Below are 4,728 nucleotides of genomic sequence, written 5' to 3' on the forward strand. Positions count from 1 at the left end.
CCCTTGCCGGCAGGGAGAGGATGGTCCCGTAGGGGCAGAGCCAATGGTGCCACAGCTCTTCCTCAAAGAAGAGGGAGAGAAAGACTGCCGCTACAACAAGCGATGGCAGGACGGGAAGCTTTTTGCCGGTTCTGAAAACCACGACCATCACAGCCAAGAATCCCAGAAGCATAAGAATCCTGAATACTCCGTTCTTGAAAAAAGCGGGAGTCTTCAGGCTCTTGATCTTCAGCTTTTTCTTCAGGTAGGCCATGGGCCTCAGGATGGTGTTGATGGGACAGATCCAGCCACAGTAGAAGCGGGAGAAGAGAAGGGCGAGGATTGTTGATCCAACGAAGATTGCCATCCAGACCTGCACCTTCCCTTGGATGAGCAAAAAGACAAAGAGAGCCAGGAATACGACCTGAACGGTCCGTTGCAGTACTTTTTTCATAGAGTTTGTGCCTTGTATACCCGTGGGTGGGGTGCCTTTACGATGAAGAATTCCAACACTTGCTTGCTTGTATTCGAAATATTCATTTTGATGTGGCATGGTATATTCACCACCGAAGCCTGATAAGAGTGTGCCTCCTGGTCTTCCAGCTGAATCGTGAGGCTGCCTTGTACAACAACCAGATAGACGTTCGAATCGGAATAGTGTTCAGGTAGTGCATCACCTGGTGCCAACACTACGTGGTTGATCATCGCAGTGTCGTCTCCGATCAGTTTCTCTATGACCTTCTCGTTGCTTTGCGTGTAGGTATAGGGCTTTTCAATCATGGAATTCTCCTTCTTGCAGTAAAGCTAGTGGGCTGTAAAGTCTAGTGCTTGTATATTTGCTTCGAGCTAAAATGGTGAGTAGCAAGGCCAAGGAAGAGAAGATATCTGCGATATCTGACAGAGGAGAACGCAGCTACCCGGCGTTTGGGCCGAAGAAAATGAAAGAAATAGGATTTACAGACCACTAGTATAGGAAACAAGAGCGCGATAGACTGTTACATATGCTACACTTTTGGAGGTTTGCATGGAAATTGCACGCTCACTGTCCAAGGTTGCCCTGTTCCAATGCTTTCCAGAAGAGGAGTTGTCTCAGTTTCTCAAGGAAGGCGGCATGAAGCTCATGCACTATGCAAAGAATCAACTGGTTGCTTTGCAGGGCGACGCATGCACCTCCCTCGATGTGATAGTGGAAGGCAGGCTCTCGCTGCAGAGCATCGACGAGCAGGGGACCGTCTTCAAAGCCAGAGTGCTTGAGGCAGGAGAAATCTGGGGGGCGACTTTGCTCTTCAGCAGGTACAACCAGTATCCGCTCCAGGTTGTTTGCGACCGAGCATGCAGCGTCATACGGATCAAGAGAAGTGTGGTGTTGTCCCTGTGTTCAGCCAAGCCGGATTTTCTGGTGGGTTTGCTGCAAATCATCAGCGACCGCACCTATGAGCTGGGCCTTACCGTAACCAAGCTCAATGAGCAGACGCTCAGGCAAAGCCTGCTCGATTACTTGAGCCAGCTTTCCCTGCAGCAGGGCAGCGATATGGTGACCTTGCCGATGAGCAAGACCGAGCTTGCTCGTCGGCTTGGGTATGCACGCACTTCCCTGAGCCGGGAGCTTGCATTGCTGAGAAACGAAGAGTTGCTTTCCTTCAATGGCCGGCAGGTGCATCTTCATATTTCTTCAAAGAGTTAAAGAGTAGGTGAAGATATGCTTGCAGGTGTTGCCTTCCTACCCCTCTGTTGCTATAGAAATAGGTAACAAGAGATGAAGGAGGATTGCCTATGAAGCGAACACGTATACTCTTGATGATTGGTCTACTTGTATTGGTTGGAATGGCATTCTTGGCAGCCTCTCCGACCGCTGAGAAACAGTATGCTGCTCTTCAGAATTCGGATATCACAGCCACGAGTCTTGAAGATCTGAGGAAGTCCATCGATACCCTGAAGCGAGCGGTGGTACGCGAACAGGACGAAGCGTACAAGAATCTTACCCAGGCGCGGGCCAAGGGCGATAGAGATGCCTACCGTGAAGCTTGGGAGAATCTGGACAGGCTTGCAAGCTACCAGATGACCAGCGCTCAGACCGATGCATTGCTGCAGAGGATTCTGGCCCTTGATGAGCCCGAGCGAAGCGAGTATGCTGCATGGCTCTATCAAACCAGCCCCCACTATAAGCCGTCGCTGACGCTCGACTTCTCTGCCAAGGATGAGACCTACAGCTACAGCTATCGTCAGCAGATCCGTCGCGAGCCGGGGTCTGAGATCACCCTTCCCGACAGTTCCCAGATCAGGCTCAATTCAGCTCGCCTAGGCGTACTTGTCGGTTGGGGTTTGACCCCTGATGAGGTCACTTATCAGCCAGGGGAGACGATCACCATGAGCTATACCGATCAGACGCTCTATGCCATCTACCAGAGCGGGGTCAGGTTCGTCGACGAAATGAACAAGACCGATATCTTCTTTGAGGAAGGCAAGGTCGAGGTTCCGACGCCTACCAGTGGTGATGCTTCGGCGATTTTCGCCGGTTGGTATGACCGCACGACAGGAAAGCTCATCACCGACCCGTCTACCTATACTGTAGAGGGGAAAGGGGCGCTCTTCGAGGCGTTATGGAAGCAACTTGCAATCGAGGATGTAACTGTCCTCTACTACGACCGGACAAAGCTTCCAACCAACACCCAGATCGGTATCGGGTTCTCCTACACCAATACGGGTAATGTGAACCTCACAGGTCTGAAGGCGACGCTCTCATCTGAGAGTGAATATGTCAGGATGTTGAAGGGTGAGCTTCAGCTGGGTCGACTGTCCGCAGGGCTTTCCAGTACGAACAACAGTCGCTTTGCAACCAAGTCAAAGCAGGCGGTTCGCGGCGAGGCCAATACATTCCGCTTCATTGTAAGCGATTCGGCACCTGCCGGTACGGTCCTTCCTTTCACCCTGACGATCACCAACGACAGGGGAGACAGCTGGACTCATGCTTTTGAACTTACCGTGCGTTAGGCCTTAGTATTGTTCAGCAATATACACACCTTGCATGGCTTTGTCAGTGCTCATCCCCATCGGGATGGGCACTGCTTTTTGTCTGTTCAGCGACATGGCAATGAACGAATTCTCAAGGGCGTGCACTTCTGAAACCCCGTGACCGGCAAGCAAGGCCAAGAGCCTGGTTGCCGCTGTCTTGCTGGTTGCACAAGCCTCGACAGCCTTGCCTTCGCTGATGAATGCATAACCGTTTTCAACACAGAGTGTCTGATAGCCTTCGGTCAGGAACTTCCAGGCCTCCTCATCGCGAAGCAGGCAGCCGCTCTGATCATGTTCGGCTCGGTAGAGGCTGTCCAATTGTGAATACTCGATCGGAATGGAAACATCCGAGGATGGAACAACACCCTCCAAGGAAAATGAGAGAACCGAGGAGGTGGTGAAGTATCCATGTGCTTCGTAGAAGGGCCTGACTGCAGGAAAGAGCGTGATGGGATGGTCGTATGCCCTCTTCGTTGCTGCAAGCAATGCTCCCATGATGCCTTGCTTTCGGTACTCGACGTACGTTGCAGCACCCACAATGAAGGAACATGGCTTAATCGCTCCGTGTTGCAGGTAGTGGGCGGGCAGGGCGTGCAGGGCACTTACAATGTTGCAGTCCTTGCGTGCTACGAAGATGTGCTCGCTGGCAAACCGTGTGGAGAAGAAGTGCTCAAGAAAGACCGGGTCTTCCGAGAAGACAGTCGACCAAAGTTGCTTGAGAGAGGAAAAATCTTCTTGGCTTGCCCGTTCTATGATCACTGTCTGGTAACCCTGTACTTTTCGACCATGAGGTCGGGTTTGTAGGAGAGTTTGGCTTTTCTCAGGCCTTCGACTCCCGCGTCCTCCTGTCGGTTGACATATTTGACATCGGAGAGGTACTGGGAACAGAAAAGCTGGTTGATCACCGAATAGATACCGATGTACGAGGTGTCCCCCTTCTCAAAGTGTACGATGGCCAGTTGGTCGTCGATGATTTCACCAACGGTAAAGGCTGTCAGATGATGGTCTACGCAGACCAGCATGCCCACAAGGCCAAGTGCATCCCAGTTGTCGAATGCGAGACGCATCGCCCTCAGTTCATCCTGGATTTCCTTGGTGTTGCTATTCTTGGTGTCGACCCAGGTGGTGGAGGCCATTGTATAACACTCGTCACGCATCTCCTTGGTGGAGAGCGAACGTACCGAGTAGGTGTAGTTGCGCTCGAACTGGGAGATATGGTTTCGCTTTGCCTGCAGTTTCCTGCCTCTGAGGTGTATGAGCTTCTCGCTCTCGTAAAGGTAGTCATCCAGTGCACGCACATGTTCGATGGTATAGCCCATCTTCTCAAGTTCCAGGGCTTGTTCTGAGGGAACGCACTCGAGGTGAAAGCGTTGACCGCTTTCAGAACAGTGTGCTTCAAGCTCCGCTATTGCCTTGGGTAGGTCGTCGGTTATGGGGAGAAGGAAGCAGTCGTCAACATCCAGGTGCATGTACAGAGCGGTGTCTGTTTTGCAGATGGTCAATCCGATGGCTTCTTTCCAAAGGACTGAATAGGAAAAAAAATACTCGTAGGCAAAGTACTTGCTGTACGAGGGGAATAGTGGTTTGTCCGCAAAGGACGGTGTATAAAAGTGTAGCATGATACCTCAAATATTTGTATATACGCATGTATTGATACGTCGTTTCGCACCAATAGTCAAGGCAAAGAGGCCCGACAGAGCTAAGATACTACTTTGAGCGTAGTGGGGCAAGGAAGAA

6 protein-coding genes are annotated in these 4,728 nt (G+C 51.5%); 2 read left to right on the top strand and 4 right to left on the bottom strand.

What is annotated here, in order from left to right; genetic code table 11:
- Together B3F49_RS08535 and B3F49_RS08540 are read right to left on the bottom strand one after the other, a co-directional pair.
- Positions 1-433 (bottom strand): 4Fe-4S binding protein (locus tag B3F49_RS08535; RefSeq protein ID WP_293910412.1); only part of this gene is annotated, 433 nt, incomplete at its 3' end.
- Complete coding sequence (locus B3F49_RS08540) at positions 430-759, bottom strand: cupin domain-containing protein (RefSeq protein WP_293910414.1); 330 nt, start codon at positions 757-759, stop codon at positions 430-432. The genes B3F49_RS08535 and B3F49_RS08540, both read right to left, overlap by 4 nt.
- 244 nt (positions 760-1,003) lie before the next feature.
- On the opposite strand from B3F49_RS08540, the gene B3F49_RS08545 reads away from it, so the two are divergent.
- A complete protein-coding gene (locus tag B3F49_RS08545; RefSeq protein WP_293910416.1) occupies positions 1,004-1,663 on the top strand; it encodes a Crp/Fnr family transcriptional regulator in 660 nt (219 codons plus the stop codon).
- A gap of 89 nt (positions 1,664-1,752) precedes the next feature.
- A complete protein-coding gene (locus B3F49_RS08550; protein ID WP_293910418.1) occupies positions 1,753-2,970 on the top strand; it encodes a hypothetical protein in 1,218 nt (405 codons plus the stop codon).
- A 3-nt stretch (positions 2,971-2,973) separates the two neighbouring features.
- Here B3F49_RS08550 and B3F49_RS08555 read toward each other — a convergent pair whose 3' ends face one another.
- Both B3F49_RS08555 and B3F49_RS08560 read right to left on the bottom strand, forming a co-directional pair.
- Complete coding sequence (locus B3F49_RS08555; RefSeq protein WP_293895125.1) at positions 2,974-3,750, bottom strand: GNAT family N-acetyltransferase; 777 nt, start codon at positions 3,748-3,750, stop codon at positions 2,974-2,976.
- Positions 3,747-4,610 carry a DUF2156 domain-containing protein gene (locus tag B3F49_RS08560; protein WP_293895122.1) on the bottom strand — a complete coding sequence of 288 codons (864 nt, stop codon included), beginning with the start codon at positions 4,608-4,610 and terminating at the stop codon, positions 3,747-3,749. Before B3F49_RS08560 ends, B3F49_RS08555 begins: the two co-directional genes overlap by 4 nt.
- Positions 4,611-4,728 lie beyond the last annotated feature (118 nt).

Origin of the sequence: Sphaerochaeta sp. UBA5836 (assembly GCF_002432845.1) — a bacterium.
In the GTDB taxonomy this organism is placed as follows: domain Bacteria; phylum Spirochaetota; class Spirochaetia; order Sphaerochaetales; family Sphaerochaetaceae; genus Sphaerochaeta.

Coding starts and splice junctions, on each gene's coding strand:
- B3F49_RS08540 (WP_293910414.1), bottom strand. CDS start 759: ATGATTGAAAAGCCCTATACCTACACGCAAAGCAACGAGAAGGTCATA.
- B3F49_RS08545 (WP_293910416.1), top strand. CDS start 1,004: ATGGAAATTGCACGCTCACTGTCCAAGGTTGCCCTGTTCCAATGCTTT.
- B3F49_RS08550 (WP_293910418.1), top strand. CDS start 1,753: ATGAAGCGAACACGTATACTCTTGATGATTGGTCTACTTGTATTGGTT.
- B3F49_RS08560 (WP_293895122.1), bottom strand. CDS start 4,610: ATGCTACACTTTTATACACCGTCCTTTGCGGACAAACCACTATTCCCC.